We start from the raw sequence: 25,378 nt of genomic DNA, 5'->3' as shown, positions 1-25,378 counted from the left end.
ATATCGGATTGTGTGGGACGGTCTTGTCAGAATGCTCGACCGCGAACCTCGATCCGACGGGTGAAGTGCAATGGCGCATGACAACCAGAAACTGCCCACTCCGCAGCTGTTCACGGAGTTCCCGTTCAAGTACGCCGTGCCAGTGCTTGCCCCCGGCGACCTAAGCTGCACCGCCGCCCAGCGCGACTCCTTCCGCCGATTCACCACGGTCGGTGATCCACTGGCCGACGCCATGGTCGCGATGTTCAAGCGGCTGCCCGTCGGCGAGGGACGCCGGATGTTCGAGGTCGCGGTCGACAGCGGCATCGCCGCGGTGCCCGACGCCCCCGCGGAGCTGGCCGCGTTCTTCGCGCAGGTGGAAGCCGATCCGTACTGGCTGGATCGCGAGAAGATCGACCGCGGCGCCCGAGTCGTCGGCCGCACCAGCGTCTGGGGCGGCATCGCGATGGGCATGTTCGCCCTGATGGGCGGCTACCTGGCCTCGCGCGCGGACAAGACGCTGGTCGGCACCGGCGACCTCGACGCGATGGCGCCGCGCCGCCTCGCCGAGACCACCCAGTGGTGGCTCGACGTGACGACTCCCGGTGCGCTGCAATGCAATGCGGTCGGCTATAAAAGCGTGCTGCGGGTGCGATTGATGCACGCGCTGGTGCGCGCTGGCATGAACCGGCGCCCCGACTGGGACTACGAGGCCTGGGACCATCCGATCAACCAGGTGCTCACCGTCGGCACGCTCGGACTGTTCTCCATGGCGAATCTCGTTGGCGCCCAAGCGCTCGGCCTGCAGTTCTCGGCCAAGGAGAAGGACGCCGTCTTCCAGCTCTGGCGCTACGTCGGGTTCCTGCTCGGCATCGACGCGGAGATCCTGCCGACCTGCGAGACCGACACCTGGCGCGCCTTCTGGATCCTCGCCGACACCGAATTCATTCCCGACGCCGACTCCAAGCGCTTGGCCCAAGCCCTTGTCCCCGCGGCGGGCGGTCTGTTCGTCGGTGACACCACCGCCGCGCAGCGCGCGCTACGCAAGGTGATCACCAATTACATGGTCGCGTACAGCCGAATCATCCTCGGCGCGACCAACGCCGACTTCCTCGGCCTGTCCGACAGCAGATTCTTCCGGAGCGCCGTGCTGGCCACCGCCGTCGTCAACGGCGCACTCGAGGTGCCCCGCCGAATCCTCCCCGGCGCCACCCGTTTCCACGAAAACCTCGGCGCCCGCATCCGCACCCGCCTGGTCCGTGGCTCCATCGCCCGCAACGGCGGCGACCGCACCTACGCCCGCCACGACACCTACGCCACCCGTCCCACCCTTCGCGTCGGCTGACCCGTTCCCGGCCGCCGATGCTGCCCCCGCCATGCGTCGATCACGAGCTCGTCGGCGGCGGGGGTATCAGCGTGCGTTGCCTGGAATGTGACTCCGGCGGGTGCGTCGGCGCGGGGGAATGCGGCGGTAGCGTTCCGGAGATGACCGCGCGGGTGAGGTTGGGGCTTGGGTTCGGACTCTGCATCGGGGCGGGGGTGGCGGTGCAGGGGCGGATCAATGGTGCGCTCGGGGCGCGGCTGCACGACGGAATTGCCGCGGCCACCATTAGTTTCGGGTCCGGCCTGTTGATTCTGGTGATCGCGTTCGCGTTCAGTGGCCGGCTTCGTGGCGGTGCTGCGCAGGTTCGGAATGCGCTGTCGGCGGGCACCTTACGGCCGTGGCATCTGCTCGGTGGGCTCTGCGGTGCCTTCTTCGTCGCCTGCCAGGGGCTTACCGTCGCGGCGATCGGCGTTACCGCCTTCACGGTCGCCGTCGTCGCGGGCCAGCTCCTGAGCAGCCTCGTGGTCGATCGCCTCGGGATCGCGCCGAATGGTCGAACTCCGGTCACCGTACTGCGGTTCGGCGGTGCCGCTTTCGGAGTAGTCGCGGTGCTGATCGCCGGGACGGGCCGGTCGGGCGCACCGGCTGGACCACTCTCGATCCCTGACTCATTGCGTGGCGCGCCGACCGCGCTGCTGATTATCCTGCCCGCACTGGCAGGCATCGGCCTGGCCTGGCAGCAAGCGGTCAACGGCCGTGTCGGGGAGGTCGGCGGCCCGGTCTTCGCCACCCTGGTCAACTTCTGTGTCGGCCTCGTCGCCCTGGTGGTGATCGAGGCGGTCGTCCTGCTCGGCTCCGGCATTCCCACCGAATTCCCCACGCAGCCTTGGCTTTACCTCGGCGGCCTGATCGGCATCGCCTTCATCGCCCTGGCCGCCGTCACCGTCCGCTGGATCGGCGTTCTCCTACTAGGGTTGACCTCCGTAGCAGGCCAACTCCTGATGTCGATCGCCCTGGACATCGCCACCCCAACCAGCGCAGGCCTGTCCGTCACTGCGGTAGCAGCCAGCGCCCTGACGTTGGTCGCCGTCGGCGTGGCCGCCCGATCCCACCGCTGACCCAACCGATCGAGTGGCACATGGTGGCGGCATTGCCCGAGTGAGGCCCGCCGTGGTGCCACTGGATCGCGATTCACCAGGGTGTCCGATGGGCACCTCGATGAGGGGTGTGGAACGTTTCTGCCGGTCCGCCGCGTCAGAGTTTGCGTGACCGCAGTTCGTGGCCCTTGGAGGTCTTGCACCGTCCGGATTCCAGGTCCCACTGCCAGCCGTGCAGGTTGCAGGTAAGCGTATTGCCTTCCACTACACCGAATTTCGACAAGTCCGCTTTGAGGTGCGGGCAGCGACGCTGCACTTCCCACCCGGCCAGCTCGGTCGAGGCGGAATCGTCGTGCGCCTCGGAGAACCAGCCGTCGGCGTAGGCGATGCGCTCGTCGGTCAGACATTTGAAGAAGGTGTAGAGGAATTCGTTGTAGCCGCCGATCCGCCACGCCTGGAAGCGGGTGGACAGGAAGATGGTGTTCACCCAGTCGGGCTCGTTGTCCCGCAGCACGGTGCGCACCAATTCCGGGGCGATCCGGAAACCGTAGCGGTACTTGCCTTCTCCCTCGATCGCCCCGCGCACCACGCGCTTGGGGAAGTCGAGCACCACGGTCTCCTCGCCGATCACCAACCCGACCGGGTAGCCGATGCCGTCGCAGATCAGATCGCTCTGCGCCATGATCGGCTCGAACAGCTCCTTCAGCGGTTCCAGCAGTGGCCCGTCACCCGTTGCCCAAGAAGCCTTTTCGGCCGCGAGCACCGGCGCGAGACGCTGCGCCATCAACTCGATGTATTCGGCCTTGTTGTCGTAAATCAGTCCTGGCTCGAAGGGATGGGTCAACGCCAACTCGGCCCCGCGCACGTCGGCGACGGACCCGGGGATCATCAGGATCCCGCCCTCGTTGCCGTGGATCCGCATCTGATCAAGGAACACCATTTGGTCCGGGAAGATATTGCCCTCGTCGCCGCGATCGTCGTTGAGGTAGCGCAGCTCGTCGTCCAGGAACACCGGCGGCCCGGCCGATGGCACCACCCAGGTGGCCCCGACCTGCTCGATGTAGCTCCGGCACCGGTCCATGCCGCGCTGGCGCTTCTGCTTACCGAAGTTCGACTTGGTCCGGCTCGGGATGTCGTAGACCATCGGGTACCAAATCGCGCCGGAGTACTGCAGCAGATGGATGTCGATGTGGCCGAACGAATCATGCAGCACGTCCATGTCGACCGGACGGGCGTCGTTCATGTTGAAGCAGATGGTCTCGCCGTCGGAGACGACCAACCCGGAGTCGCCGATCGGCCCGTCGGCGGGCGCGCGCAACGCGATGATCATGATGTCGAGCTCGGCGCCGTTACCGCTGATGGTGTGCTTGACCGAGTCCTCGGTCTCGAAGAACTTGTGGAAGCCGAGCTTCTCCAGTTCGCGCTTCAGATCCGGCACCGGGTAGTCCGGCAGCAGCACCGTCGCGTCCTTGTTGACGTGCTTTGCCAGGTTCTCCGCGTCGAAGTGGTCGCGGTGCAGATGCGAGACGTAGAGAAAATCGCAATTGCCCAGCTCGTCCCAGTCCAGCTGGGTGTTGTCGGGAAACGGGAACCACGAACCGAAGTACGCGGGGTTGACCCAGGGGTCGCAAAGGATCGACCCCGCCGCGGTGCGGATGTGGAATCCGGCGTGTCCGACGCTGGTGATCTGCACGAGCTGCTCCTCCTACCGTTACCAGCCATCCAGGGTAATGGCTGTATAGAACTGCCGAGCGCTCGCGGTGCCCCGCGAGCAGGGCTACGGGGAGACGTCGCCGATGCAGTAGCCCTGTGGCCCGGCGGCCAGGGTGAACACGCGGGTCTGTGTTGTCCCGGCCGAGTTGGTAACCGGAACATCGACGGCGATGTAGTCCCCGCGTGGCGGGTCGGAATGGATTTCCTGGTCGGCGAACTTGGTCGCGCCGGTCAGCTTGCCCGGGTTGGTGGCCAGCGGCGCGGCGCTGGACTTACCGGTGCCGGTGGGATCCCAGCCGGCCGGGGACGCCTTGCAGACCAGCGGGTAGGTGCCCTCCTTATCGGCGGCGTCGAGCGGGGCGCCGACGAATCGGGCCAGGTAGCGCCGCACGGTGTGTCTGGCGTCGGCGTCGTTGTACTCGATGTCGGCGCCCGCCGAGGCGACCCGGGGGCAGGCATAGCCGGTGTCGAGCGCGGCGCGGTCGACGGCGACCGTGGTGGTCCTGGTCTTCCAGGTGATGGCGTCTCGCGTGGCGGTGCCGGGCTGGGCGAGGGCGGCCAGGATGGGCTGCTCGTCGGCGTACATTTCCGCCACGTTCTGCGGTGCGATGGTCCAGCATTTGGCTTGCAACTGCGCCACGGTGCTCGTCTTCAGATCCGCGGCCCAACGCTGCACGGCGGCAGGCAGTTCGGCGACCGGTCCGACCGAAGGCGCGGCCGACGAGGTGGCGGGCGCCAGCGTGCTGCTCGGGGTGGACGGAACAGCGGTCGGTGTCGTACTCGCCGTTGTGGCCTGCGTCGGCTCATCGTTCGGAATGCCCACCGCGGAGTCGCAGCCGGTCAGCGCGAAGGCACTGGCGATCGCCAAGCCGCCGATCAAAGCTCGGACGGTGCGCAGCGGTCGAGGCGATGTGGTGGGCTGATCCCGCGGTGTTTTACGGTCGCGTCCAGGTGGATTCAGATGGGCGCATTCCACTTCGACGATCCTCTTCTCTACAGCGTGCGACAGGCCGAGCGAGCCGTCCCAGGCTCGGTGTGACCCACAAAGCAGTGGCCCACTGCCGGATGAGACAGTCAGCGACTACGCTAGCGGAATTGTGGAACCCGTCTACCGGACGATCATCGGTCTTGCCCGCGCCGTCTTCTTCGTCGAAGGCCTGAAGTTCACCGTCAAGGGCGCTGAACATATCCCCGCGCGGGATGGTGCCGTACTCGCGGTCAACCACACCGGCTACATGGACTTCACCTACGCGGGGCTGCCGGTGCGCACCCCCAAGCGCTACATCCGGTTCATGGCCAAAAAAGAGGTCTTCGACGACAAGATCTCCGGCCCGATCATGCGTGCGCTCAAGCACATTCCGGTCGACCGGGGCGCTGGCGCCGACTCCTACCAGGCCGCGGTCGAGTATCTGCGGCGCGGCGAGCTCGTCGGCGTGTACCCCGAGGCGACTATCAGCCGCAGCTTCGAGATCAAGGATTTCAAGTCCGGCGCGGCGCGGATGGCCATCGAGTCCGGCGTACCGATCATCCCGATCGTCATCTGGGGAGCGCAGCGAGTGTGGACCAAGGGCTTCCCGAAGCGCCTCGGCCGCACCAACACTCCGATCTCCATCGCGGTCGGCGCGCCGATCCCGCCGTTCGAGCCCGCGTCCGAGCTGACCGCCAAGCTCCGCGCGACCATGCAGGAAATGCTGCTCGACCTGCAAAAGGACTACCCGCACGAGCAGGGCGCGTACTGGGTGCCTGCCCGGCTCGGCGGCAGCGCCCCTACCCTGGAGGAGGCCGACGCGCTCGACGCCGCCGAGGCCGCGGAAAAAGCAGCTCGGAAGAAGACGGCCTCGTAGTAGCGGAGATTTCGGATGGCGCGGGAACCGGTTTACGACATACTCACCGGCTTGGTGCGCACCATATTCGCGGTGCAAGGGCTGCGGATCGACATCGCCGACCAGCATCGGATCCCGAGTTCGGGCGGCGCGGTGCTCGCCGTGAATCACACCGCGTACCTGGACTTCATGGAGGTCGGCCTGGTCGGCCGCAAGTCCGGCCGCAACGTCAGATACATGATGAAGGCCGAGCTCGAACATGGCACCGTCGGCTTTCTGATGAAGCACTGCAAGGCAATCGGCGTCGACCGCACGGCGGGCGCCGAGTCCTACAGTCGCGCAGTCGACGCCCTGCGCGACGGTGAACTCGTCGTGGTCTATCCCGAGGCGACCATCAGCCGCAGCTTCGAACTGAAGGACTTCAAATCCGGCGCGGCCCGCATGGCCATCGAAGCCGACGTCCCGATCATCCCCCTGGTCATCTGGGGCGCCCACCGCGTCTGGACCAAGGACATCCCGAAACAACTCGGCCGCCACAACTTCCCCATCAACATCCGCATCGGCGAACCCATCCCACCGGCCGAACCCCCGGAAACCCTCACCACCACCCTCCGCAGCCAGATGGCAGCCCTGCTCACCAAGGCCCAACACGACTACCCCATGGAACCCGGCGCCCGCTGGGTCCCCGCCCGCCTCGGCGGCACCGCCCCCACCCTCGCCGAAGCCGCCATCCTGGAACAGGAAGAACAAGCCCGCCGCCGAGCCAAAGCCCAACGCCCAAACCCCTGAGTTCGCGCGATCAGAGGTACATTCGATGTTTCAGGGCGTCTTGCGGCCGTCCGTTCCGATTTCCGGCTCGACGGCAGCTAATCGTTCGCGGTCAGCGCTGCATATGCGGCGGCAGCGGCGTTCTGCTCGGCTTCCTTTTTCGATCGACCCTCTCCCACACCGTAGGCGGTTCCCGCGATTACCGCGGTAGCGGTGAACGCCTTGTCGTGGTCGGGGCCGGTCGAGCTGATCTCGTAGCTGGGCACTCCCAGGCCGTGTGCGGCGGTGTGTTCCTGCAGGCTGGTCTTCCAGTCCAGGCCAGCGCCCATCTTGGCGGCACGTTCGAGTAAGTCGGCGAAGAGCCGCAGCACCACGGTGCGAGCCACTTTGATGCCGTGCTGTTGGTGTACCGCGCCCAGCAGGGACTCCATGCCGTCGGCGAGGATGCTGGTCTTGTTGCGTCCTCCGGTGAGTTCCTCACCTCTGCCCAGGCGCAGGTGGACACCCAGCCCGTGGGGGCCAAGGTTGCGGGCGACCTCGGCGCAGGCCTGCATGTTCACCACTCGTGAGCGGATCTTGGCCAGATCGCCTTCGCTGCGCTGTGGGTACGTCAGGTACAGGAACTCGGTGACGCTGAACCCTAGAACCGAGTCACCGAGAAATTCGAGCCGTTCGTTGGTCGGCATTCCGCCATGTTCGTAGGCGTAGGAGCGGTGGGTCAGTGCCATCGTCAGCAGGCTTGCCTCGATCGCAACCCCCAGGGCAGCAATCAAATCCGCGTGCTCGTCGGCGTCGGCGCCCTCGTTTGCCACTGTCATAACGGGGTCTTCCACACGCTGGGACGGTCACCGCTGTTTCGGGGCGCGCCGTCGGGCAATCGCACGCCCATCCCCGACGGTTGCCTACCAGTACCTTGCCGCATCAGCGTGAGCTTACCGGGGCACGAAGGGGCACGGCGGGCCGCTACGGCGGCAGACCACGAGCAAAGGAATCCCATCAGAGATGTGACGGCAGTCACACATGTTCGGTGGAACCGGTCCGGGTGCCCGCACATCCAATCTATCAACCAGAAAAGCTGGTTTCGAAATCGTAAGTGGGGGAACACAAATGGGTACTACCGTAATTCGTCGTGCAACTTTCGCCGCAGCACTGTTGGGGGCTATCGGAATGGCGACCACGACTACCGCCAACGCGCAGGATGTCTCCTGCCAACCGAACGGATCGCCGGTCTGTCTCTGCGTGGTCGGCGGCGCCGACGGATACCAGGCCTCGGCCATCGGGCAAGGGTTCGTCGGATTCCTCACCATCGAAGGTCCCGGTATAAACCGGGACCTCTCCACATCACCGACAGAGCCGAATCCGAGCTGGATCGTCACCGGCATAGGCCGGGGCCGTGTCTGCGCCATCGCCTACCAGAAGGACGGAGGCACCTATAACCAGATCGGCGTCGAATGCCAGAACGTGGACTGAACGACCAACTGACTCTTGATCAGCGGGTTCGGGGTTCGAGTCTCCGACCGAACTGACCGCCGAGAACCACTGCGATGGGAATGTTATCGGCGGTCAGATCGGCTCTTGGGCTGCCGCTAACCCGGAAGCGGAGCCTTCTTGGATACGTCAGCGGTTCTCGGCCATGAATCGACGTTAGCTACATGGATGCCGCGCAGCGCAAAATCTGATCAAAATGTGATCTGACCAGCTTAGATGGATCTAAGCAGGCTAGGTCAGTACTCATCGTCTTCGTCTTGGATGCGCTGCCGGATGCCGTCGACGGTTCGGTCTTTCGGGATGCGCTCCGGCCACAGGATCGCCACCAGGCCGACGGTCAACGGCAGTGCGATCACGATGACCCATCCGAGTGTCAGCCATCCGCTACTCATCGGATCTCGGTGTCGCGCACGTCGATCGGGTGCACGTCGATCAGCACGGTGGTCAACGTCGCCGGAACACTGATCACGTCGGCGGCCAGTTCTACGTAGTCGTCCAGCTCGACCGGCCAGCCGTCCAGGCCGACCACTGACCAGGACCCGTCGCTGTGCTGGAGGTACTGCGGACCGTAGTTCGGGGCCAGCCCCAGCTTCCTGGTGTTCTCGTCGTCATCGCGTCGTGCGGGAAGTTTCACGGCCCGCCCCTTCCGCCGTCAGGGTTAGTGGCACCCGCCGCCGGGGGAGCCGGTGTTGGCCGGTTCGGCACCCGGCGTCGAGGCATGAAAAAGACGTTAGGCGTGCGGTTTTCGACCCAGGTCCCTCTTGCTGTCCACAACCGTCTACAACGAACGTGACGCACGGCTACCGTGGGCGTATGGACCCCTGGCGGGAGGACGTCACCGGTGAGCGGTTGCGTGCTGCGCGCGAGGCGGCTGGACTCAGCTTGTCCGCAATGGCGGCGCGCACGCACTACAGCAAGGCTTTGCTAGGGCTGCTGGAGACAGGGCAGCGCACTGTCAGAGCCGAGCATGTGCGCGCGTATGCGGACGCACTGGGAGTCGGCTCGGCCCTGTTCATCGAACCAGTTGATGGCGAACGGGCGGCGGCGGAATGGATGCAGCGCGCGGCGGTCTCGGATATCGGAGGCGACACCCTTGAACGGCTCGAACTCGCCGTTGACGACCTGGCCGCTGCCTATCCGACGACTGCGCCGGGCGAATTGCTCGTGCGCATCCGCCAGCATCTTGGCTACGCCGGACGACTCATGGACTCCCGCAAGACCCTGACTCAGCACCGCCGGTTACTCGTCGCGGTCGGCTGGTTGTCGCTGCTGGGTAGTACCTGCCATATCGATCTGGGCGACACCCCGTCCGCAGCGGCCCGGGGGCACTTGGCGTGGAAGCTGGCCGACGAAGCACAGCACCTGGAGATATCGGCCTGGTGCCTCGAGACGCGCGCCTGGCAGTTACTGACCGCTGGAGAGTTCACCGCTGCCGCCGAGCTGTCGCGGCAAGCGCAAGCCATTGCCCCGGAGGGCAGTTCGGTCCACATTCAGGCGACCGCCCAAGAAGGCCGCGCGCTGGCGCGGCTCGGAGACAGCACGGGCACCTACGGCGCGCTGTGCAGAGTCGCCCGGCTGGTGTCCGCGCTTAACGTTCCCGACCGGCCGGAGCATCATTTCCGGTACGACCCTGCCAAGTCGGACGCCTATGTGGCTACCACCCTGGCTTGGCTCGGTGATCCTGCGGCCGAGTCCTACGCCCGGCATGTCCTGACAGATCTGTCCGGCGCGACCTCCACCCGCCCGCGCCGGATCGCTTCGGCGAATCTGGATCTGGGCTTGGCCCTAGTGGCCGCAGACAAGCCCGATGAAGCCGCGGACGTGGCACTGGCGGCGGTGACCTCTGGACGCTTGGTTCCGTCGAACTACTGGCGCGTGACTGAACTGGTCACCGGCATCGAGGATCGTGACACTGCGGACGCGGCCGTGGTGCGCGAAGCATTCCGGGATACCTACCGGCCGTAGCTGCCGTCAGACCGGTCATCGCTCGGTAGGGGGTGGGTTGAGCAGCCTTCGATTGAGATAGCGGTCAGGAGTTGTGCCAATGGGCGATCGGAAGGCGGTGGTCAGAGGCGGTCGAGGGGGCGGCAGGGGGATGGGGCGGGGACGGTGCCGCGTAGGAATGAGCTCGGTGGGACGCCCATGAGGGTGCGGAAGTCGGCGGTCATGTGGGATTGGTCGAAGTAGCCGTTGTCGGCGGCGAGTCGAGCTAGGGCGGTTGTCGGCTCGTAATTGCCTGTGTTGGAAGGTAATTGGGTCGATGGTATGGCTCGGGCCTGTGTCAGGATGCGACGGAGCCGATCGATGCGGGCGAAATGCTTGGGGGAGACGCCGATTCCGGCGGTGAACAGGTTGCGGAGTTGGCGTTCGCTTACCGCGAGGTCGTACGCCAGTGTGCGCATGGAGCGAACGTTCGGCTCCGCCGAGAGCGCCGCGATGGCCGAGCGGAGCACCTCGCGTTGCGCGCGTCGGGTCGCGTCCTCGGAAATGCGTTGCGGTAGTGCGGTTTCCAGAAACTGGAAGACCTCGTCGGCGCTCAGCTCGAGCAGTTCATCGGCGAGATCGGCGGCGATACCTGGCAGGTCGGCGAGGCGGATGACCCGATCGGTGAGCAGTGCCGCCGGCACGCCGAGCAGCGGCCGGGCCGCGCCGGGCGCCAAGCGCAGCCGAAGGCACGACGCGGGTTTGTTCGGATGCGAGTAGAGCGCTCTGGTCTGCGGTCCGATGACGAGCGCCTCGCGCGGCCCGGACTCCTGGCTGCGCAGCACGATCGTGGTCGCGGCCTGCGGGATATGCGCGAACGAATCGGCCAGCTCGCGCATCGTCGGAATGCGCCCGAGCTCGGTGAACCACGGCCGCAACGACTCGGGCGCGGGCACCGTCGCCTCGACGAGGTCGGCGGTCACGACGACAGGTGCCGTACGCAGCATGGTGGTCACCGAATCCACTGTAAGCACTGGGCGGCTCGGTGGCTGTGCCGAAATTTCCTAGAGAACCCGGTGGTCTGGGCGGCAGCGTGGGGCTCATGATTCTGATCACCGGTGCCACGGGCACCATCGGCAGCGAAATCGTCCGGCAGTTGGCGGCGCGCGGCGAGCAGGTGCGCGCCGTCACCCGTGACCCGGCCCAGGCGAACCTGCCCGCCGGCGTCGAGGTGGTCCGCGGCGACTACCACGACCCGGCCTCGATCGCGGCGGCCGCGGCCGGCGCCGACGCGGCGTTCATCGTCGGCATCCTCGGCCCGGAATACGTCGACGCCGACCGGACCCTGATCACCACCGCGCGCGACGCCGGAGTTCGCCGCATCGTGAAGCTCTCCGCCATCGGCACCGGCGAGCAGGCGGTCGGCGGCATCGGCACCTGGCATCTACCCGGCGAACAGGCGGCCCGCGAGAGCGGCGTCGACTGGACCATCCTGCGCCCGAGTTCCTTCGCCTCGAACACCCTGGGCTGGGCCGACGCGATCCGCAATGGCCAGCCGGTGCCCAGCATGACCGGCAGCGGCCAGCAGGGCGTCGTCGATCCGCGCGACGTGTCCGCGGTCGCTGTGCAAGCCCTGCTGACGTCCGATCACGCGGGTCGCGTCTACACCCTCACCGGTCCGGAATTGCTGACCAGCGCGGACCAGGTTGCCGTGCTCGCGGAGGTGCTCGGCCAGCCGCTGGAGGTCGTCGACGTGCCGAACGAGTCTGCGCGCGAACACATGCGCGCAGCAGGTCTGTCCGAAGCGTTCATCGACGCTGCCCTCGCGGGTCAGGCTTATGTGCGCAGCGGCGGCAACGCCGTGGTCACCGACGATCTCCGCCAAGCCCTCGGCCGCGCACCCCGCACCTACGCCGAGTGGGCCGCCGATCACGCCGCGGTGTTCCGTGTGGCACCCACAACATCCTCTCGCGCCCGCGGAACTATCGCGTAGCGACGCCGAATCACCGGCTGTGAATCGGCTGGCAATTGCGCGGGAGGTTGCCGAGAGTTCTGGCCCGGCCATTGTGGAGTGCTGTTGGGCGGCAGTAACTTTCGCCTGTTGTTTCTACGAAAGGTCGAACTCATGATTCTGCTTTCCCTATTGGCCGCGACCGGTAGTGCCGCCGCGGCATGGGCAACGGGTAGTGCCGCAATGGCATTGGGAAACAGCGGCGTCTTGCAGTAGCCCGAACGGCCGAATGGGACGGCACCGTCGGGTGCCGTCCCGTCGGGTTTTCCGCCGTTACCGCGCGGTGGACCGGAAGGTGCGCAGGCGCAGGCTGTTGCTGACCACGAAGACCGAGGAGAACGCCATCGCGGCGCCCGCGAGCATCGGGTTCAGCAGGCCGGCCATGGCCAGCGGGATCGCGGCAACGTTGTAGGCGAAGGCCCAGAACAGATTGCCCTTGATGGTGCCGAGGGTCCGGCGGGCCAGCCGGATCGCGTCGACCGCGGCGCGCAGATCGCCGCGCACCAGCGTGAGATCGCTGGCCTCGATGGCCACATCGGTGCCGGTGCCCATGGCCAAGCCCAGATCGGCCTGCGCCAGCGCGGCCGCATCGTTGACGCCGTCGCCGACCATCGCGACGACCCTGCCCTCGGCCTGCAACCGCTTGACGGTGTCGACCTTGTCCTGCGGCAGCACCTCCGCGATCACCTCGTCGATGCCGACCTGTGCGGCGATCGCCGCGGCGGCCGCCGCGTTGTCTCCGGTCAGCATGATCGGCGTGAGGCCGAGCGCCCGCAGCTGCGAAATAGCTTGAGCCGACGTCGGTTTCACCGCATCGGCAACAACGAGCACACCGCGCGCCTTACCGTCCCAGCTCACCGCCACCGCGGTCTTACCTTCGGCTTCGGCGGCCCGCATGGCCTGTGCCAACTCGGCATCCAGCTGCTGTGCCCAATCGGCAAGCAGCCGGGCCCGCCCGACGAGCACCGCGTGCCCGTCCACCACGCCCTGCACGCCGAGGCCCTCGATATTCGCGAAGCCCTCGACCGTGTGCAGCCCGCCGACCTGCTCCCTGGCGCCCTTGGCGATGGCCTGCGCGATCGGGTGTTCGGACGAATCCTCCAGTGCCCCAGCGAGTGCGAGCACCTCGTCGCTGTCTTCACCCGCTGCGGCAACGACATTCAGCAATGTCATCCGGCCGGTAGTGACGGTGCCCGTCTTGTCGAGCACCACGGTATCCACCCGCCTGGTCGATTCCAGCACCTCGGGACCCTTGATCAGGATGCCGAGTTGCGCGCCGCGACCGGTGCCGACCATCAGCGCGGTCGGCGTGGCCAGCCCGAGGGCACACGGGCAGGCGATGATCAGCACCGCGACCGCGGCGGTGAAGGCCGCCGCGACGGAACCGCCGGTGCCGAGCCAGAAGCCGAGCGTCGCCACCGACAGCGCGATCACGATCGGCACGAAGAAGCCCGAGATCTGATCGGCCAGCCGCTGGGCCTGCGCCTTGCCGGTCTGTGCGTCCTCGACCAGCTTCGCCATCTGCGCCAACTGGGTGTCCGACCCGATCCGGCTGGCGCGCACCACGATCCGCCCGCCGACGTTCACCGTGGCGCCGACCACGGCGTCGTCGGCGCCGACCTCCACCGGCACCGGCTCACCGGTCAGCATCGAGGCGTCGACCGCGGAGGAGCCCTCGACCACCACCCCGTCGGTGGCGATCTTCTCACCGGGGCGAACAACGAACTGATCCCCAACGGCCAACTGCTCCACCGGTATCCGCTGCTCAGTGCCGTCGCGCAGCACCGAAACCTCCTTGGCGCCGAGCTCGAGCAGAGCCCGCAGCGCCGCACCGGCCCGGCGCTTGGACCGCGCTTCGAAGAAGCGTCCGGCCAGGATGAAGGTGGTGACGCCCGCGGCGGCCTCCAGGTAGATGCTGCCGGAGCCGTCCATCCGGGAGATGGTGAATTCGAACGGGTGCTTCATGCCCGGCATGCCCGCGGTGCCCCAGAACAGCGCGTACAGCGACCAGCCGAACGCCGCGAGGGTGCCCATCGACACCAGGGTGTCCATGGTGGCGGTGCCGTGGCGCAGGTTGGTCAGCGCCGCACGGTGGAACGGCAGCGCGCCCCACACCACGACCGGCGCGGCCAGCGTCAGCGACAGCCACTGCCAGTTGGTGAACTGCAGCGCGGGGATCATCGCCATCGCGATGACCGGCACTGTAAGCACCAGCGAGACCAGCAGTCGGGTGCGCAACGCGGCAGTCGGATCCGATTCGGCCGCAATGGTTTCCGTGACTTTCGGCGCGGGCAGCGTGGCACTGTAGCCGGCCTGCTCGACCGTGGCGATCAGTTGCTCCGGCGAGACGTCACCGGTGACATCGACCCGCGCCTTCTCGGTCGCGTAGTTCACCGTCGCGGTGACGCCGTCGAGCTTGTTCAGCTTCTTCTCGATGCGATTGGCGCAGGACGCGCACGTCATGCCGCCGATCACCAGTTCGACCTGCCCGCTGGCGGGTGGTTGTGCCGTGGTGGTCATCGTGTACTCCGTTCTGTGCGGCACGGTAGTGGAGATTCAGTCGTTGCGGGGCCGCACGACGACTCCGTGCCGCGCGACCGTCAGTGGCTGTGCGCCGGTTCCGGGGTGGGTGCGCCGTGCCCGTCGTGTGTCACGGGCTCGGCCGCCGCGGTGCCCTGGTCGACGGTCAGCGTGAATTCGGCGGTGCGGACCACTCCTTCGTGCTGGAAGTCGAGAAACAGGCGGTAGTCGCCCGCGCTCGGTGCGGTGACGTAGAAGGTGATACCCGGCCCGGCCGGGGTCACGCCGTCGCCAGGGTGGCCGTCCGGGTGGACGTGCAGGTAGGTGAGGTCGGCGGTGCGCAGCGCGACGAGGTGACCGTACGCCGCCAAGTAGGGCTGCAGGTCGGTGACCGGCTTGCCGTCTCGGTGCACCGACAGCGTGACCTTCGAGGCCCGGCCCGCGGCGACGGTTCCGTCGAGGGTGACGGTGTAGCCGCCGACGGTGGCGGTGGTCGCCGTGGCAGGCAGTGGCTGCGGGTCGTAGTTGCCCGCGACCCGCAGATCGGCGCCGAGGGTCAGGTTCTGGCCGCCCTCTGGGATGAAGTCGGCGAACACGCGGTAGTCGCCCGCGCGGGTGAGATCCAGTGGGACGCTCCATGTTCCGTCGCTGCCGAGGACGGGGTGCACGTGCTGGAAAGCGGCCATGTCGCGCCGGACCACGATCAGGTGCAGGTCCTTGTCGTGGTTGGGCTGGTAGCGGGTGACCGGTGCGCCGTCCTGGTTCAGGATGCGGAAGCGCAACGCGACGTCCGGTGCCGCGGTGGTGAGCGCGGTGTCGAGCCGCAGGGTGTAACCGTTGTCGGTGGCCATCATTCCTCCAGGTGCGTGGTCCGGACGGGCGGTGGACTCGTCCGCATGAGCGGGTGATTCGGGGGCGGCGGGATCGGGGCCGATCGCGGCACCTGTGGCAAGGGCGATTCCGAAGACGGCGGCGAGGCCGAGGGCGAAGCCGGCGAACTTGGTGGATGCGTTCATCGGATGCTCCGTTTCCGGGTGGTGCCTGCGTCAGTCGGCGACGGCGTAGCCGGCCCGGTCGATGGCGGCGACGATGGTGTCGCGCTCGATCGCGGCGGCGCTCTCGACCGTGACCTGGCCGGTGGGCAGGTCGACCGCGACGCCGTCGACGCCGGAGAGCAGGCCGATCCCGTCGCGAACTCGGTTGGCGCAGCCGCCGCAGGTCATTCCGGTAACGGTCACGGTGATTGCGGTGCTCATGGTGTTTCTCCTTCTGCGGCGACGGCCGTTGCCGTTCTGCTAGTAGTTACCATACCCCCCTAGGGTACTGCGTCAAGACGGAGATTCGCGTCGATGGGAGTGCACCTGGTCACAGCCGGACGAACAGGCTGGTAGGGGTCGCCCCGACGGCACGAAAAAAGCCGCCGCCCTGGGGATCAGGGCGACGGCTCGGGTCGGCGGTCGGTCAGCCGGCGTGCAGTTTGCGGGCGGTCGGCGAGGCTTCGGTGTCGGCGGGATCGGGATGGGTGCCGAAGAGGCGGTCGGCGGTGCCGGAGGTGGTGACGGTGAACCAGTAGTGCTCGTTCTTGTAGTGGTGGTGGCGGTGATTGCGCCACACCGCACGATAGAGCGAACCTTTCGGCTTGTAGTCAGTGTGGATCAGGTAGTGGGTCCACTCGTAGCCGAGGCCGAGGAGTGTGATGGTGAGCAGGAAGGTGAGGCCAAGGCCGAGGCGGGGGAAAGCGAAGGCGGCCAGCGCGATCAGCACCACCACCAGCACCGACAGCGTCTTGGTCGGGATGAAGATCAGCGGGATATCGCGCGGGTCGACGTGGTGCTCGCGATGTTTACGGGCAAGCTCACTGTCGATCGGGATCGGACCGAGTTGCCTTGGCCGCCAATGCAATACGGTGACGTGCACGATCCATTCGAAAACCGGGAACACCGCGAGCATGGCCGCGGGCACCAGCGCGTCGGTCAATTGCCAGTCGCCGACCAGGATTCGGCCGACCAGCGCCGCGATCAGCGTGAGCCCGATCAGCCACGGCGAGGGATGGCGCAGGAACTCGCGGAAGGCCGCGCCGAGCGTGAGTCCGCGGCGCAGCGACCGCTCGTCGTCGCGCACCCGCGCGCGAGCGTTCGCCTCGACCGAATCCTGCTCGGAAGAATGGGGTTTCGTCATCGCATTTCCTAGGTGAAGCGTGATCAGTGGTCGCCGAGGACCTCGATCAGTGCGGTGGTCGCCGGCTCGAGCAACGCCCGGGCGATATCGGCGGCCTCTTGCGGCCGGCCCGCCACAATGGCGGCGGCCAGTTCGCGGTAGGCCTCGACATTGCCCACCTCGGCGGACATGATCGGGGCCAGCGCCGCGAGCGCTGGTTCATACGCGGCGCGCAACATGTTGAACATCAGCCGGAACACGATCGAGTCGGCCGCGTCGACCACGTGATCCCAGAACTCCATCGCGTGCCGCTGTTCGGCCACGGGATCTTCCTCGGTGGCGAGCGCTTCGAGGCAGTGCGCCAACGTCGCCCGCACCGCCTCGCGATGCGCGGCAGTGTTTCCGTGGGCATTGTCGGGCGGCGTCGCGGTGTGCGGTGTAGCGCTCGCGTCGTCGCCGGATTGTGACTCGTCGGTCATGCTGGCCGCCGCGAGTTCGGCCACCTTCGGCCCGTTGTGCAGCCGCGCCTCCAGAATGCTGCGCGCGACCGCGGGATCCAACTCCCCGGCCTGCACCAGCAAGCGCGGCAAAACCTCCAACCCCGCCCCCCGCCGATAATCCAGCACGGTCGTCGCGTCCCCCTGCCGCACCGCGACCAACCCCGCCGCCGCCAACCTCTGCAACGCCTCCCGCACCGCGGGCCGCGACACCCCTAACGCCTCAGCCAACTGCCGCTCACTGGGCAACGTCGCCCCGGGCGCCAACTCCCCACTCAGCACATCCGCCGCGATCTGCTCGAAAACATCCCCCGACACCGACCGCTTGACCACAGGTTGCAACGCCATACCCCCACTCTGCGCCCAAATAGGTCAGGAGGTCAAGTGGTCAGACCAATTAGGATGTTGTTCATGTGTAGTCGCCGCCGTATCTCGTTCGCTGAGCCATCGAGTCGGTCTGATCAGGCCCGACGCCCGGCGTAGCACTTACCGAACCCTTGTTGTGCGTACGGCACCCGTGCCCGCGGCCTGGCTAGGGGCGGATAGTCCAGGTGCGCCACGGGAGTAGGAGCGGGCTGGCCAGGAGGGCGACAGCCGCGCACCCGATCGCGAAACGGACACTCGTGACGGTGGCCAACGCGCCACCGAGCGCGATGAATGCGGGCTGGCAGCTGCGGGAGCTGATAGACCACGCGATACCCACCCGTGACATGAACTCGTCGTCCGTCGCGCGCATGCGGAACGTGGTGAAGACCGGATTGAACACCCCTGCGCAGAACAGCAGCGCGGTCTCCGCCGCGACGACGACAACCAATCCGGCGATCCCCGGCCCGGCGAACACGAGGAAGCCCATCCAGCACGTGCGCAGCGCGCCGAAGCCGAGTAGCACGGTGCGTTCGCCGAGGCCGACGATCAGTCGGCTCGTCAGCAGCGATCCGATGATTCCGCCGAAGCTCGGAATTCCGAGCGCCACTCCGTACTGCCATGGCGCGAGGTGCAAATCGCGCAGCATGAGTATCGCCAGCAGCGGGCCGGTGAGCCGGATCGCGCCACCGAAGACCATCGCGTTCCAGAACAGCGCGTGCAGGGTGCGATGCCGAAAAATGTAGGCCCATCCGGCGCGAATATCGGCGACCCAGTGGCGCTCGGCGTGCGCGACCGGCGGGGTTGGCTCGGGTCGTTCCAGCGAGCGAATCCCCCACGCGGACAACAAGAAACTGACGGCATCGAGCAGCACGGTGGCCCCGGCGCCGAACACCCCGATCAGTACGCCGCCGATCGGGGCACCGAGACCGGAGACGGTCCAGGCCGTCGTCTCGAATCGGCTGTTCGCGGTGGTCAGCATCGGCCCCGGCACCAGCGCTTTGAGATGCGCACCGCTGGCCGCGTTGAAAACCATCGTGCCGAGCACCTGGATGGTGGCCACAATGCACAACTGGCTGTAACTGAGCACCCCGAACGCCATCGCCGCTGGAACGGTCGTCAGTGCACCGAAGCACAGAATGTCCATGCCGATCATCACCGGACGTTTGCGGCGAAACTCGACAAAGGGCCCGAGCGGCAACGCGATAGCCGCGCTGACCACGGCCGACAGGGCCGCGAGCAGCGACACCCGAAAGTCGGATGCGCCGAGCACAATGATCGCGATCAACGGCAATGCGCCTGCGCTGAGCGAACTTCCGAGCTGACTAACGGTGAACGCAGCCCATAATCGATGAAAGTCGTTGGGGAGCTTCGGTTCCGCCGTCAGGGTGGACCGGGCGATCACGACTCAGCTCGGGTCGGAGCCACGAACGGCCGAGAGCCAGAGGGCGGTCGCCGCGGCGACGGAGGTGGCGGCGAGGAAGGTCGTGAAACCGCCGCTGTCGACATAGATCCACAGTAGGGCCGCGAAGGGGGCGGCAACGGCGGATTGAGCGTCGAGCAGCAGGCGTCGACGGACGCGGATCGCCGTGGTGGTGCGGGCCGGGGCGTCCGGATCCGGCAGGGACGGGTTATCGATGAGACGCCCAGGAGGTTCGGTGCTGCGGATACGACCGGAAGGGTACAGCCGATGGCCCGCGACCTGGATGGTTCGATCGGTGAGGCCGGCCCGGGACTCGGTCATACTCAGCAACGCCGAGTCGAAATAGACCGGGAGCCAACGGGGTCGGCCGGTCCCGCTGATCTCCAGCCAGGAGCGGCTGACCAGTCGATGCTGTTGGCGGATGCGGGAAACGCCAACGGTGCGTGTCGTTCCCGACGGCCAGAACGCGAGAAGCCCTTGCGCGACCGCGATTCGGTAACCCGAGTATCCGATGATCCCCAAACCCACCGTGGCCAACGCCGCCACCTGGTCCAGATCGCCGAACGGCGCCCAGGCGAGGCATACCGCCAGGGCGCCGATCGTCACGCTGATCGGATAGGCCAGGGGCCGGCCCGATCCGAAACTCACTTCACGAAGCCAATTTTCGTGTAGTCGTAGGTCGCCAGGCCTGCCGCACCGAAGTTCGCCAGGTTAGCGCGGACCGCGATATTGCCCGGTGTCTGAGTGAGCGGCAGCGAGTGCCCTTCCTCGAAGACCTTGCGGTCGACCTGATTGGCCAGTTCGATGGCCTTCTTCGGGTCGAGCTCCGACACCGCCTGCTCGATCAGGTCGTTGAGCTCGGGCGAGCCGATCCGGCCGTAGTTGCCCTGCACGTCATCGGGGTTGTACCCCCAGATCTGCGAAAGGCTGCTGAGCGGGAACGGATCGCCCACCCAACTCCATTGCCCGACATCGAAGTTGCCCGGAATGATCCCGTCGGTGAAGAAGCCGTTGCCCGGCTTGGTCTCGATGTTCAGCTTGACGCCGACCTGCGCGAGGTTCTGCTGGATGATCTGGGCGATCTGGACCCAGACGTCCTGGTTGTACATGACATCGCGGATCTCCAGCTTACGGCCGTCCTTTTCGCGGACGTCCCCGTTGAGTTTCCACCCGAGATCGTCCAGTTCCTTGGCCGCTGCGGTCGGATCGAAGGGCAGGTTGTTCTCCTGATAGCCCTCCTGGCCTCGCATGTAGATGTGATTGTTCAGCGGCTTCGGGTTCTCCACCAGGCCGTTCTGCGTCGCGGTCGCGATGGCCTGCCGGTCGATGGCCTTCGAAATCGCTACCCGCAGTTTGGCGTCGGCGAGAATGGAGCCCGACGCACCGTTGAAGGTCAGGTGCGACCATTGGTTGCCCGGCGCCCGGCGCAGCGCGATGCCCGCGGTGTTCTGCGCGGTCTTCAGCTCATCCCGGCTGGCGATGCCGACGGCGTCGATCTCGTTGTTCTGCAGGGCAGGCAGCTGCGCCGCGTTGTCGAGGACGCTGAAGGTGATCGTGTCGAGCTTCGGCTTGTCGCCCCACCACTTCGGGTTGTGGCCGAGTACAACTCGGCCCTGTGCCCGGTCGACGGATTGCACCATGAATGGCCCCGCACTCGGCCCAGGGTCCTGGATCAGGCTCTTGTTGAAGGCCTCCGCTGTCGAGGTGACCGATTTGGGGAAGAAGAACGTGGTGCCCGCGAATTGCCCACGCCAGTCGGCGTAGTGCTTCGCAAAGGTGATGACCGCTTGTTTATCGTCTACCCCACGTTCGACCTTTTCCACTCGGTCGAAGCCCGCGGTGGCCGCGATCAGGAACGACTTGTCCGCGCCGCTCATCGCGTGTGCTTGCGACTGGATATCTTCCCAGGTGATCGGCGTGCCGTCGGACCAGACCGCCTTGGGGTTGATGGTGTAAGTGACCACCTGTTTCGGTTCGGTGCTGGTCAGCTGGATATCGGTGAAGTAATCGGTATTGACCGAAAGATTTGCCGCCGCATCGGTTTTGAAAGCGCGTGGCATAGTCGGCCGTAGGAGGGCGGCCGTTTCAGCGTCGTTTCCGTCGTTGGACAGCCCGTTCCAGTTCTGCGGGAGTGCGCTGAGCGACAGCCGCAGGTTTCCCCCGTCCCGCAGTTCGCTGACGTCTTTCGGATTGATGTCGTTGGTAGTGCCGAGTGCATCGGTAGAACCCGCAGGCGCACTGGTGTCGTCGGAACTGCATCCTGCCGCGATCAACCCGATGGCGACCAGTGGGATCGCCAATCGCGTTGTCCATGAACGAACCCGCATGTTTCGCTCCTTCCCGCAGGGATCCTGCGTAATCACTTGACGAAACCGATTTTGGTGTAGTTGTAGGAGACCAGCCCGGCCGCCCCGCAATTGGCGATATCGGCGTGCACGCTCCAGTTGCCTTCGGATCGGCATCACGCTCTGCTCCTATCGGCTGACGGCCGGAACCGGCACCGCGTCGATCAGAGCGCGCGTGTACCAGTGCTGGGGGTCGTCGAAGATATGTTCCGCCGGACCGGATTCGACGATCTTGCCGCGATACATCACCGCGATGTCGTGGGCCAGGTTGCGTACGACGGACAGGTCGTGTGAGACGAACAGAAAGGACAGGCCGCGCTCGATCTGCAAGTCGCGCAACAGGTTCAGCACGCCGGCCTGGATGGAGACGTCCAGCGAGGACACCGGCTCGTCGAGCACCAGGATCTCGGGGTCCAGCGCGAGCGCGCGGGCGATGCTGATGCGCTGTTTCTGTCCGCCGGAGAAGTCGGCGGGGTAGCGCTCGGCATGATCGCGGCGCAGGCCGACCTGTTCGAGCAGTTCCGGTACCCGGCGGCCGATCTCGTCGCGCGAGCGCCCGTCGATGCGCATCGGCTCGGCGAGCGCGTCAAAGATCGGCAGCCGCGGATCGAGTGATGCGGTCGGATCTTGGAAGACGATCTGCACCTTTCGGCGGATCTCCCGCTTCTGCGCCTTGGTCAGGGTCGCGACGTCGCTACCCATGATCTCGATGGTGCCCGATTCCGGCCGGACCAGGTCGAGAATCTGGCTGAGCGTGGTGGATTTGCCGGAACCGGACTCGCCGACCAGGGCCAGCGTGCGGCCCGCGCGCACCTCGAAGCTGATGCCGTCGACGGCGCGGATCTCCCCCTTGCGGCGCTTGAACAGGATGCCCGAGGTGATCGGGAAGGTCTTCACCAGCTCCGAAATCCGAAGCACCACTTGGTCGCTGACCTCGGCCTCGATCCTCGGCTCGGTGACTTCCTGCCGATATGCCTCGAACAGCTCGTCGCTGCCGACCTCCGCGGTGCGGATACAGGCGGCGGCGTGCCCGGGGTTGGTCATCTCCAACGGTGGCTCGGCGACTCGGCATTCATCGATCGCGATCGGGCAGCGCGGCGCGAACGAGCAGCCCGCTGGCAGGGCGTGCATGGCGGGCGGCGCGCCGACGATCGGGATCAGCGGCTGGCGGGCCGGGCGGTCCATCCGCGGGATGGAGCCGAGCAGGCCCACCGTGTACGGCATCCGCGGCGCGCTGAAAAGCTCGGTGGTGGTGGCCGTTTCGACGATCTTCCCGGCGTACATCACCGCGACCCGGTCGGCGAGGGTGGCGGCGATACCCATGTCGTGGGTGATCATGATGACGCCCGCGCCGGTGATATCGCGCGCCTTGCGCAGCAGGTTCAGGATCTGCGCCTGCACCGTGACGTCGAGCGCGGTGGTCGGCTCGTCACAGATGATCAGCGCGGGGTCATTGGCGATTGCCATGGCGATGACCACTCGCTGGCGCATGCCGCCGGAGAACTCGTGCGGAAAAGCCTTGGCGCGCAACTGGGGTTCCTCGATGCCGACCAGGGCGAGCAACTCGACTGCCCTGGCCGCTGCCTCGGGCCTGCTCATCTTGCCGTGCGCCAGCAGGGCTTCGGCGATCTGCTCGCCGACCCGATACACCGGGGTCAACGCCGAGAGCGGGTCCTGGAACACCATGCTGATGGAACTGCCACGCAGCCTGGACAATTCACGATCGCCGAGGCCGAGCAATTCGCGCCCGCGCAACCGGATCGAACCGCCGATCCTGGCCTGCTCGGGCAGCAGGCCGATCACCGCGAGCGAAGAGACCGACTTGCCGGAACCGGATTCGCCGACAATGGCGAGCACCTCGCCGTCGGACACGGTGTAGTTGACACCGCGCACCGCGTCGATGCGGCCCTCCTCGCTGGGGAACGACACGCGCAGGTCGGTGACCTCCAGCAGCGGTGCGGTGAAGCTCTTCTCGACCACGACCTTCTCGGTGGGGTCTGCGCCCGTCATACCTTTGCCTTCTTCTTCGAGCGCGCCCGCTTGGCGCTGGGATCGAACGCGTCGCGCAGGCCGTCACCGACCAGGTTGGCGCACAACACGATGGTGATCAGCAGGCCACCGGCGAACAGGAACAGCCAGGGATAGGTCAGCGCCGACTTGGTGCCCGACGCGATGAGCGAGCCGAGCGAGACGTCCGGCGGCTGCACGCCGAAACCGAAGAAGCTGAGCCCGGTTTCGGCCGTGATGGCCCCGCCGACCGCCAGTGTGGTGTCGATGATCAGGATCGAGGCGATGTTCGGCAGGATGTGGCGGACGATGATCGTGCGCGTCGGTGCGCCCATATATCTTGCGGCCCGGACGAATTCGCGGTCGCGCAGGCTGAGCGTCATGCCGCGCACGATGCGTGCACTGATCATCCAGCCGAACACACTGAGCAGCAGGATCAGCAGGAGAATCGAGCCGTTGCCCTTGGTCCGCGGCGCGAACAGCGCGACGATGATGAAGGTCGGCACTACCAGCAGCAGGTCGACCAGCCACATGAGTGCGCGGTCCGTCCAGCCGCCGAGCATCCCGGCCGTCGCGCCCACCGTCGCGGCGATGGTGGTGGAGATGAGCGCGACGCACAGGCCGATCAGCAGCGACTTCTGCATGCCACGCAGGGTTTGGGCGAGTACGTCCTGCCCGATCGGGGTGGTGCCGAAGGGATGTCTGCCGCTGGGCGGCTTCAGCAGGGCGGTGTAATCCAGCTGCTGGTAGTCGTATTTCAGCAGGGGCGGCAACGCGTAGCTGGCGATGAACAGCAGGACCAGGATCACCGCGCTGATCACCGCGGGCTTGTTACGCAGGAACCGGCGCAGGACCAGCTTGCTCCGGCCCGCCGCGGCGGGCTCGGGTGCGCCCTGGACGATAATTTCGGCTTCGGTCATCGCACACGCACCCGGGGATCGAGCAGAGCCAACATGATGTCGGAGAGCAGGCCGGACACCAGCACCACCAGGCCGGCGAACGCGGTCACCGTTACCACCGGGTACAGGTCCTGGGCGGTGATCGAATCGATCAGCCACTCGCCGACGCCGTGCCAGCCGAAGATCTTCTCGGTGAACGTCGCGCCGGTGATCAGGCCGAGCAGGCTGTAGGCGAACAGCGTCGCCATCGGAATCAACGCGGTGCGCAGGCCGTGCTTGTACAGCGCCTTGTTGCGGGTCAGGCCCTTGGCGCGGGCGGTGCGAATGAAATCGCTCTGCAGCACGTCGAGCATCGCGTTGCGCTGGTAGCGGCTGTAGCCCGCCATGCCGCCGAGGGCGAGGCCGGCCGTCGGCAGCACCAGGTGCTGTAGCCGGTCGAGCAGTTGCGGCCAGAATCCGTCGATCCGATTCGCCGAGGTCTCCCCGGTGTAGAGGAATATCTGCGAACCGGTGAGCGAATTGATTTCCAGCGCACCGTACTTCAAGAGTGTCGCCAACAGGAACACTGGCGTACTGAGCACGAGCAGCGAGATGATCGTGGTGAAGTAATCACTGAATTTGTACTGCCTGATCGCACCGGCGGCGCCGATCAGGACGCCGAGCACGGTGCCGACCAATGATCCGATGATCAGCAGCCGCAGACTCACCGAGACCCGGCGCGGCAGTTCCGCGCTCACCGGCTGCCCGGCGAGGGTCTTCCCGAAATCTCCCTGCGGTATCCCTTTCAGCCAGGTGATATAGCGCTGCGGGATCGGGTCGTTGAGGTGTAATTCCTCGGCTTTGGCATCGATCACCGCCTGGGGCGGGCGCGGATTGCGTTGTTCCAGACTGTCCAGCGGGCGAAACGTCAGCGACGCCAAGCTGAAGGTCAGGAACGACGCCAGCAGCAACAGCACGACATAGTGAAGCGCGCGTCGTAGCAGGAAGCCGGTCATCAGTCCTCGTGGTCTTTCGGCTGGACGGACCAGCGTCGAGTATTAG

Annotated in this window: 24 protein-coding genes; 7 read left to right on the top strand and 17 right to left on the bottom strand. The window is 66.5% G+C overall.

Features of this window, described 5'->3' with window-relative positions; translation table 11 throughout:
• Positions 1 to 70 precede the first annotated feature (70 nt).
• Entirely contained in the window at positions 71 to 1,324 is a 1,254-nt protein-coding gene (locus tag ACIA8C_RS41280; protein ID WP_397144650.1) for an oxygenase MpaB family protein, read from the top strand.
• A gap of 140 nt (positions 1,325 to 1,464) precedes the next feature.
• A complete protein-coding gene (locus ACIA8C_RS41275; RefSeq protein WP_397144648.1) occupies positions 1,465 to 2,421 on the top strand; it encodes a DMT family transporter in 957 nt (318 codons plus the stop codon).
• A gap of 136 nt (positions 2,422 to 2,557) precedes the next feature.
• Here ACIA8C_RS41275 and ACIA8C_RS41270 read toward each other — a convergent pair whose 3' ends face one another.
• On the bottom strand, positions 2,558 to 4,093 hold the full coding sequence (locus tag ACIA8C_RS41270; protein ID WP_397144646.1) for a Rieske 2Fe-2S domain-containing protein: 1,536 nt from the start codon (positions 4,091 to 4,093) through the stop codon (positions 2,558 to 2,560).
• A gap of 84 nt (positions 4,094 to 4,177) precedes the next feature.
• On the bottom strand, positions 4,178 to 4,981 hold the full coding sequence (locus tag ACIA8C_RS41265; RefSeq protein WP_397144644.1) for a hypothetical protein: 804 nt from the start codon (positions 4,979 to 4,981) through the stop codon (positions 4,178 to 4,180).
• Between the two features lie 229 nt (positions 4,982 to 5,210).
• Between ACIA8C_RS41265 and ACIA8C_RS41260 the strand changes: the two genes are divergently transcribed.
• Positions 5,211 to 5,957 (top strand): lysophospholipid acyltransferase family protein, encoded by a 747-nt coding sequence (locus ACIA8C_RS41260; protein WP_397144642.1) that lies wholly within the window; start codon positions 5,211 to 5,213, stop codon positions 5,955 to 5,957.
• Positions 5,958 to 5,972: 15 nt separating this feature from the next.
• The gene (locus tag ACIA8C_RS41255) at positions 5,973 to 6,725 is read left to right on the top strand and encodes a lysophospholipid acyltransferase family protein (protein WP_397144640.1); all 753 of its coding nucleotides are present in this window, start codon (positions 5,973 to 5,975) and stop codon (positions 6,723 to 6,725) included.
• Between the two features lie 77 nt (positions 6,726 to 6,802).
• Here the strand turns inward: ACIA8C_RS41255 and rnc are convergent, their stop codons facing one another.
• Positions 6,803 to 7,522, bottom strand: coding sequence for a ribonuclease III (gene rnc / locus ACIA8C_RS41250; RefSeq protein WP_397144638.1), 720 nt, complete (start codon positions 7,520 to 7,522; stop codon positions 6,803 to 6,805).
• A 349-nt stretch (positions 7,523 to 7,871) separates the two neighbouring features.
• On the opposite strand from rnc, the gene ACIA8C_RS41245 reads away from it, so the two are divergent.
• Positions 7,872 to 8,174, top strand: coding sequence for a hypothetical protein (locus ACIA8C_RS41245; RefSeq protein ID WP_397144636.1), 303 nt, complete (start codon positions 7,872 to 7,874; stop codon positions 8,172 to 8,174).
• Positions 8,175 to 8,428: 254 nt separating this feature from the next.
• Here the strand turns inward: ACIA8C_RS41245 and ACIA8C_RS41240 are convergent, their stop codons facing one another.
• On the bottom strand, positions 8,429 to 8,584 hold the full coding sequence (locus tag ACIA8C_RS41240; protein ID WP_397144634.1) for a hypothetical protein: 156 nt from the start codon (positions 8,582 to 8,584) through the stop codon (positions 8,429 to 8,431).
• Entirely contained in the window at positions 8,581 to 8,826 is a 246-nt protein-coding gene (locus tag ACIA8C_RS41235) for a hypothetical protein (RefSeq protein ID WP_397144632.1), read from the bottom strand. Before ACIA8C_RS41235 ends, ACIA8C_RS41240 begins: the two co-directional genes overlap by 4 nt.
• Before the next feature lie 179 nt (positions 8,827 to 9,005).
• Here ACIA8C_RS41235 and ACIA8C_RS41230 point away from each other — a divergent pair, with 179 nt between their 5' ends.
• Positions 9,006 to 10,157 (top strand): helix-turn-helix domain-containing protein, encoded by a 1,152-nt coding sequence (locus tag ACIA8C_RS41230; protein ID WP_397144630.1) that lies wholly within the window; start codon positions 9,006 to 9,008, stop codon positions 10,155 to 10,157.
• A gap of 101 nt (positions 10,158 to 10,258) precedes the next feature.
• Here the strand turns inward: ACIA8C_RS41230 and ACIA8C_RS41225 are convergent, their stop codons facing one another.
• Positions 10,259 to 11,131, bottom strand: a complete 873-nt coding sequence (locus ACIA8C_RS41225; protein WP_397144628.1) for a hypothetical protein — start codon at positions 11,129 to 11,131, stop codon at positions 10,259 to 10,261.
• An 86-nt stretch (positions 11,132 to 11,217) separates the two neighbouring features.
• Here ACIA8C_RS41225 and ACIA8C_RS41220 point away from each other — a divergent pair, with 86 nt between their 5' ends.
• Positions 11,218 to 12,108: an NAD(P)H-binding protein gene (locus ACIA8C_RS41220; RefSeq protein WP_397144626.1), complete on the top strand. Its 891-nt coding sequence runs from the start codon at positions 11,218 to 11,220 to the stop codon at positions 12,106 to 12,108.
• Between the two features lie 291 nt (positions 12,109 to 12,399).
• Here the strand turns inward: ACIA8C_RS41220 and ACIA8C_RS41215 are convergent, their stop codons facing one another.
• The 11 genes from ACIA8C_RS41215 to ACIA8C_RS41165 all read right to left on the bottom strand — a co-directional run bounded on the left by ACIA8C_RS41215 (position 12,400) and on the right by ACIA8C_RS41165 (position 25,332).
• Positions 12,400 to 14,646 carry a heavy metal translocating P-type ATPase gene (locus ACIA8C_RS41215; RefSeq protein ID WP_397144624.1) on the bottom strand — a complete coding sequence of 749 codons (2,247 nt, stop codon included), beginning with the start codon at positions 14,644 to 14,646 and terminating at the stop codon, positions 12,400 to 12,402.
• An 80-nt stretch (positions 14,647 to 14,726) separates the two neighbouring features.
• The gene (locus ACIA8C_RS41210) at positions 14,727 to 15,662 is read right to left on the bottom strand and encodes a hypothetical protein (protein ID WP_397144622.1); all 936 of its coding nucleotides are present in this window, start codon (positions 15,660 to 15,662) and stop codon (positions 14,727 to 14,729) included.
• A gap of 30 nt (positions 15,663 to 15,692) precedes the next feature.
• The gene (locus ACIA8C_RS41205; protein ID WP_397144620.1) at positions 15,693 to 15,902 is read right to left on the bottom strand and encodes a heavy-metal-associated domain-containing protein; all 210 of its coding nucleotides are present in this window, start codon (positions 15,900 to 15,902) and stop codon (positions 15,693 to 15,695) included.
• 205 nt (positions 15,903 to 16,107) lie between these two features.
• Positions 16,108 to 16,824, bottom strand: a complete 717-nt coding sequence (locus tag ACIA8C_RS41200; protein ID WP_397144618.1) for a sterol desaturase family protein — start codon at positions 16,822 to 16,824, stop codon at positions 16,108 to 16,110.
• 23 nt (positions 16,825 to 16,847) lie between these two features.
• Positions 16,848 to 17,648 carry a FadR/GntR family transcriptional regulator gene (locus tag ACIA8C_RS41195; protein WP_397144616.1) on the bottom strand — a complete coding sequence of 267 codons (801 nt, stop codon included), beginning with the start codon at positions 17,646 to 17,648 and terminating at the stop codon, positions 16,848 to 16,850.
• A gap of 184 nt (positions 17,649 to 17,832) precedes the next feature.
• Positions 17,833 to 19,068, bottom strand: a complete 1,236-nt coding sequence (locus ACIA8C_RS41190; RefSeq protein ID WP_397144614.1) for an MFS transporter — start codon at positions 19,066 to 19,068, stop codon at positions 17,833 to 17,835.
• Positions 19,069 to 19,071: 3 nt separating this feature from the next.
• Positions 19,072 to 19,734 carry a hypothetical protein gene (locus ACIA8C_RS41185; protein WP_397144612.1) on the bottom strand — a complete coding sequence of 221 codons (663 nt, stop codon included), beginning with the start codon at positions 19,732 to 19,734 and terminating at the stop codon, positions 19,072 to 19,074.
• Positions 19,731 to 21,413: an ABC transporter family substrate-binding protein gene (locus tag ACIA8C_RS41180; RefSeq protein ID WP_397144610.1), complete on the bottom strand. Its 1,683-nt coding sequence runs from the start codon at positions 21,411 to 21,413 to the stop codon at positions 19,731 to 19,733. The genes ACIA8C_RS41185 and ACIA8C_RS41180 overlap by 4 nt, the downstream gene beginning before the upstream one ends.
• A 147-nt stretch (positions 21,414 to 21,560) precedes the next feature.
• On the bottom strand, positions 21,561 to 23,441 hold the full coding sequence (locus tag ACIA8C_RS41175) for a dipeptide ABC transporter ATP-binding protein (RefSeq protein ID WP_397144608.1): 1,881 nt from the start codon (positions 23,439 to 23,441) through the stop codon (positions 21,561 to 21,563).
• A complete protein-coding gene (locus tag ACIA8C_RS41170) occupies positions 23,438 to 24,358 on the bottom strand; it encodes an ABC transporter permease (RefSeq protein WP_397144606.1) in 921 nt (306 codons plus the stop codon). The genes ACIA8C_RS41175 and ACIA8C_RS41170 overlap by 4 nt, the downstream gene beginning before the upstream one ends.
• The gene (locus ACIA8C_RS41165) at positions 24,355 to 25,332 is read right to left on the bottom strand and encodes an ABC transporter permease (RefSeq protein ID WP_397144604.1); all 978 of its coding nucleotides are present in this window, start codon (positions 25,330 to 25,332) and stop codon (positions 24,355 to 24,357) included. Before ACIA8C_RS41165 ends, ACIA8C_RS41170 begins: the two co-directional genes overlap by 4 nt.
• Between the last annotated feature and the right edge of the window lie 46 nt (positions 25,333 to 25,378).

The organism is Nocardia sp. NPDC051321 (genome assembly GCF_044455225.1).
Lineage (GTDB): Bacteria > Actinomycetota > Actinomycetes > Mycobacteriales > Mycobacteriaceae > Nocardia.
Note: the sequence above shows the minus strand (reverse complement) of the source record. Positions and strands in the feature narration are given on the sequence as shown.

What these genes read in the sequence shown, in the direction of transcription:
- ACIA8C_RS41280 (WP_397144650.1), top strand. Translation starts at nt 71, where the DNA reads ATGGCGCATGACAACCAGAAACTGCCCACTCCGCAGCTGTTCACGGAG.
- ACIA8C_RS41275 (WP_397144648.1), top strand. Translation starts at nt 1,465, where the DNA reads ATGACCGCGCGGGTGAGGTTGGGGCTTGGGTTCGGACTCTGCATCGGG.
- ACIA8C_RS41255 (WP_397144640.1), top strand. Translation starts at nt 5,973, where the DNA reads ATGGCGCGGGAACCGGTTTACGACATACTCACCGGCTTGGTGCGCACC.
- rnc (WP_397144638.1), bottom strand. Translation starts at nt 7,522, where the DNA reads ATGACAGTGGCAAACGAGGGCGCCGACGCCGACGAGCACGCGGATTTG.
- ACIA8C_RS41245 (WP_397144636.1), top strand. Translation starts at nt 7,872, where the DNA reads ATGGCGACCACGACTACCGCCAACGCGCAGGATGTCTCCTGCCAACCG.
- ACIA8C_RS41240 (WP_397144634.1), bottom strand. Translation starts at nt 8,584, where the DNA reads ATGAGTAGCGGATGGCTGACACTCGGATGGGTCATCGTGATCGCACTG.
- ACIA8C_RS41230 (WP_397144630.1), top strand. Translation starts at nt 9,006, where the DNA reads ATGGACCCCTGGCGGGAGGACGTCACCGGTGAGCGGTTGCGTGCTGCG.
- ACIA8C_RS41220 (WP_397144626.1), top strand. Translation starts at nt 11,218, where the DNA reads ATGATTCTGATCACCGGTGCCACGGGCACCATCGGCAGCGAAATCGTC.
- ACIA8C_RS41215 (WP_397144624.1), bottom strand. Translation starts at nt 14,646, where the DNA reads ATGACCACCACGGCACAACCACCCGCCAGCGGGCAGGTCGAACTGGTG.
- ACIA8C_RS41210 (WP_397144622.1), bottom strand. Translation starts at nt 15,662, where the DNA reads ATGAACGCATCCACCAAGTTCGCCGGCTTCGCCCTCGGCCTCGCCGCC.
- ACIA8C_RS41205 (WP_397144620.1), bottom strand. Translation starts at nt 15,902, where the DNA reads ATGAGCACCGCAATCACCGTGACCGTTACCGGAATGACCTGCGGCGGC.
- ACIA8C_RS41200 (WP_397144618.1), bottom strand. Translation starts at nt 16,824, where the DNA reads ATGACGAAACCCCATTCTTCCGAGCAGGATTCGGTCGAGGCGAACGCT.
- ACIA8C_RS41195 (WP_397144616.1), bottom strand. Translation starts at nt 17,648, where the DNA reads ATGGCGTTGCAACCTGTGGTCAAGCGGTCGGTGTCGGGGGATGTTTTC.
- ACIA8C_RS41180 (WP_397144610.1), bottom strand. Translation starts at nt 21,413, where the DNA reads ATGCGGGTTCGTTCATGGACAACGCGATTGGCGATCCCACTGGTCGCC.
- ACIA8C_RS41175 (WP_397144608.1), bottom strand. Translation starts at nt 23,441, where the DNA reads ATGACGGGCGCAGACCCCACCGAGAAGGTCGTGGTCGAGAAGAGCTTC.
- ACIA8C_RS41170 (WP_397144606.1), bottom strand. Translation starts at nt 24,358, where the DNA reads ATGACCGAAGCCGAAATTATCGTCCAGGGCGCACCCGAGCCCGCCGCG.
- ACIA8C_RS41165 (WP_397144604.1), bottom strand. Translation starts at nt 25,332, where the DNA reads ATGACCGGCTTCCTGCTACGACGCGCGCTTCACTATGTCGTGCTGTTG.